The sequence below is a fragment of the Bradyrhizobium sp. CFUWI genome (genome assembly GCF_056429085.1).
The window spans coordinates 1-2,919 of the sequence record NZ_JBWJZE010000080.1 but is presented as its reverse complement, the minus strand read 5'-3'; the positions used below and the strand labels follow the sequence as shown (position 1 = coordinate 2,919).

Below are 2,919 nucleotides of genomic sequence, written 5' to 3'. Positions count from 1 at the left end.
AAGGGACAGTCCATGGGGTGCGCCTCGGGGGGATGCTACCGGGGCGAGTATAGCGGGAATGGAGGGTCAACGGGTGAACCAACTTCATTCCACGCGCCAGTATCTCCGCATAAAAATTATGGCCTATGGCGAAGCCCTTTACGTCGGTATTCCACATGTTATTCAGAAGCCCCGCAATTACTATCGCGCCGCCAATGCCTCCATCTTCCGCGGATGCTGATACCGAATAACTTACTTCCAGTCGGCGTGCCGGGCAATTCTCCATCGAAAGTTTGAATGCCTAGATGTCTAGTCGCCTAGCTGCTCGACAATGACCGGCCATCAAGAAGGATATTTCGTAGCCGGTTCAACTGGTCATTCCCTGGAAATTGGCTTTCTCCTTGAAGGGTGTGCATGTTTATGCCGTAACTGGCTCGCCTACAGGCGGGCAAGGACTACTAAGAGCCTACCGGTTGGAGAGAATTGGCCGAGTAGATTTGCCATCTTCTGAGGCGATCACTTCGGGTATCGCGGGTTGATGTGCTGCTGATGATTTTGCGTTTCTTTCGACATCTTGCGCAATTATCCAGTTCTCCTTTTGATTGTAAGAATCGTGAGGCGTCTGCGCGCTTCGTTTTTAAGGAATACTCGGGCTGTATCACTAGCTCTGGAGCATTCAATGAACGTGGGTCGAAACAAGCCGTGCCCCTGCGGCAGTGGACGCAAGTATAAGCATTGTCATGGCAGTTTGGCGCCGCCGTTGTCGGCGATAGGAGAAGCGCACATAGATCAAGCCGAAATCACGCGCCAGTTGGATCGAGTTAGGGCGCAAGAAAAAATCCGGCAGGATCAGCAAGGGTTGGGTCGGCCGATAGTCGGCGCAAAGCTTGGCGATCATCAGGTCGTAACCGTGGGGAATACGATTTACTTCTCCGACAAATGGAAGACCTTCCCGGATTTTCTATCCGATTACATGAAGCAGAAGCTCGGCGTCGATTGGGGTAATGACGAGATCAAAAAGCCGCTCACGGATCGACATCAGATCTTGCAATGGTATGACGCCTATTGCCGCTATCAGAAAGAAACTATCGAGATTCCGGGTGAGGTAAGCCAAGCAAGAGTTACCGGGGTTGTCGCTTGCTATCTTGGTTTGGCGTACAGCCTTTACTTGCTCGATCACAATGTCGAGCTTCAGTCTCGTTTGATTAAGCGCTTGAAGGACAGATCAAATTTCCAAGGGGCTTTTTACGAGCTTTTTGTAGCCAATATCCTCATCCGTGCAGGTTTTACTCTTACCTTGGAACAAGAGCAGGATGGAGCGAATAAGCACTGCGAATTCGCCGCTGTCTCACAACGAACTGGGACGCGCTATTGGGTCGAAGCTAAAGCTCGTTCAGTGGTTGGGGTTCTAGGTAAGACCGACCAGGATGGCGGTCCCGATGCCGATCCATTGTCGCGGTTGATACCTCACCTCAACCAAGCGCTAGCTAAACCCGCAGCAGACGAGCGCCTGATATTCATTGATCTAAATACAATTCCGCAATTTGATTCGAGCCATAAGCCGATATGGCACGATCGGGCCGTGTCGAGACTTGAGCGTTACGAAGATAAAGAACTTGCAGAGGGAAAGACTGCGTACGTTTTCGTAACAAACATTGGCTTTCATCGGCAATTGGAGGAAGTCCCAACGCCAGTTGCAGTGCCATTTGGGCTGGGAATAAGTGACTTCAACAGACCGGGCTACTTTCGTTTGTCCGAAGTATATAGACAGCGGAAACGACACGCTGACGCGTTTGAAATCGGACAAATGTTTCAAAAGTGTGTGACGTTTCCCGCAAGCTTTGATGGGCGTCTCCCGTCCGAAACCTCTGGTAACGGGAGTACGCGTATTCTAATTGGCGAAACCTATTTTTTCGAGAAAGCGGTTCCGGGCGGGCTATTGGCCACGGTAAGTTCTGTGCACGTCAGCGAAGCAGACGGTAAAGTCTATATAGGAACCGATAAGGGGCACATTCTGAGTGATACAATGTCGGAAGCACAGCTCGCCGAGTATAAGGCGCATCCTGATGCCTACTTCGGAAAAATCGTTCCCGTCAATGCGCCAGTGAAAGATGCTTACGAGCTATTTGAATTTTTTATGCGGGCCTACAAAGATTGTTCCCGTGAGGATTTACTTTCTCGATTTGCCGGTGCGCCTAACACGGAGCAGATAGGGAAATTGAGCGACGATGAGTTGCTCGCTGAGTATTGCGAGCAGTTGGTCTTCGCTGTTCAGACGCATCGATGAAGGCGCGGAGCGCAGGTGGCGCCCCCCGCAAACTACACGCCAGACTTCAGCGTAGCTCGAAAATCATCCGCATTGGTATAGCCGCGCCAAGCTCAAGATACATACGAGCCGACAATCTCTGTTGCACAAACAAAAACGGCCGGATCTTCCGATCCGGCCGCTACTCAACTCTTACTCGGCTAAGCCTACGCCACGCGACGCAACTTAGCCCCCGCCCTGACGGTAAAACTCAGCTCGCCTTCTTCGCCGGCGCGGCGGTCGGGCCGACCTTCTTCTGGATGGCGCGCTTCAGCTCGAGGGCGCGCGGGGAGAGGGCGTCGGCGTTGGCCTTGAGCAGGAAGGCGTCGAGGCCGCCATTGTGGTCGACGCTCTTCACCGCGTTGGTGGAGACGCGCAGGCGCACGTTGCGCTCCAGGGCTTCCGAGATGAACGTCACGTTGACGAGGTTCGGCAGGAAGCGGCGCTTGGTCTTGATGTTGGAGTGGCTGACCTTGTGGCCGACGAGGGGGCCCTTGGCCGTCAGTTCGCAGCGGCGAGACATGGTAGAAATCCTTATAGTTCGAACCCCCAACGAATGCGGCCGCCAATTGAGGGCGCCACGGGGGCAAATTCTTTCGTCCTTGCAGGGAGCGGGCGGACGTATAGGGGGGAAG

The 2,919-nt window shown here is 53.3% G+C and carries 3 protein-coding genes; 2 read left to right on the top strand and 1 reads right to left on the bottom strand.

What is annotated here, in order from left to right:
• Both AC066S_RS38640 and AC066S_RS38635 read left to right on the top strand, forming a co-directional pair.
• A partial coding sequence (locus AC066S_RS38640; RefSeq protein WP_478271904.1) for a hypothetical protein occupies window positions 1-220 on the top strand: 220 nt, incomplete at its 5' end.
• A gap of 438 nt (window positions 221-658) precedes the next feature.
• Window positions 659-2,266, top strand: coding sequence for an SEC-C metal-binding domain-containing protein (locus AC066S_RS38635; protein ID WP_478271903.1), 1,608 nt, complete (start codon window positions 659-661; stop codon window positions 2,264-2,266).
• A 229-nt stretch (window positions 2,267-2,495) separates the two neighbouring features.
• On the opposite strand, the gene rpmB is transcribed toward AC066S_RS38635, so the two are convergent.
• Window positions 2,496-2,807 carry a 50S ribosomal protein L28 gene (gene rpmB / locus AC066S_RS38630; protein ID WP_126260955.1) on the bottom strand — a complete coding sequence of 104 codons (312 nt, stop codon included), beginning with the start codon at window positions 2,805-2,807 and terminating at the stop codon, window positions 2,496-2,498.
• Window positions 2,808-2,919 lie beyond the last annotated feature (112 nt).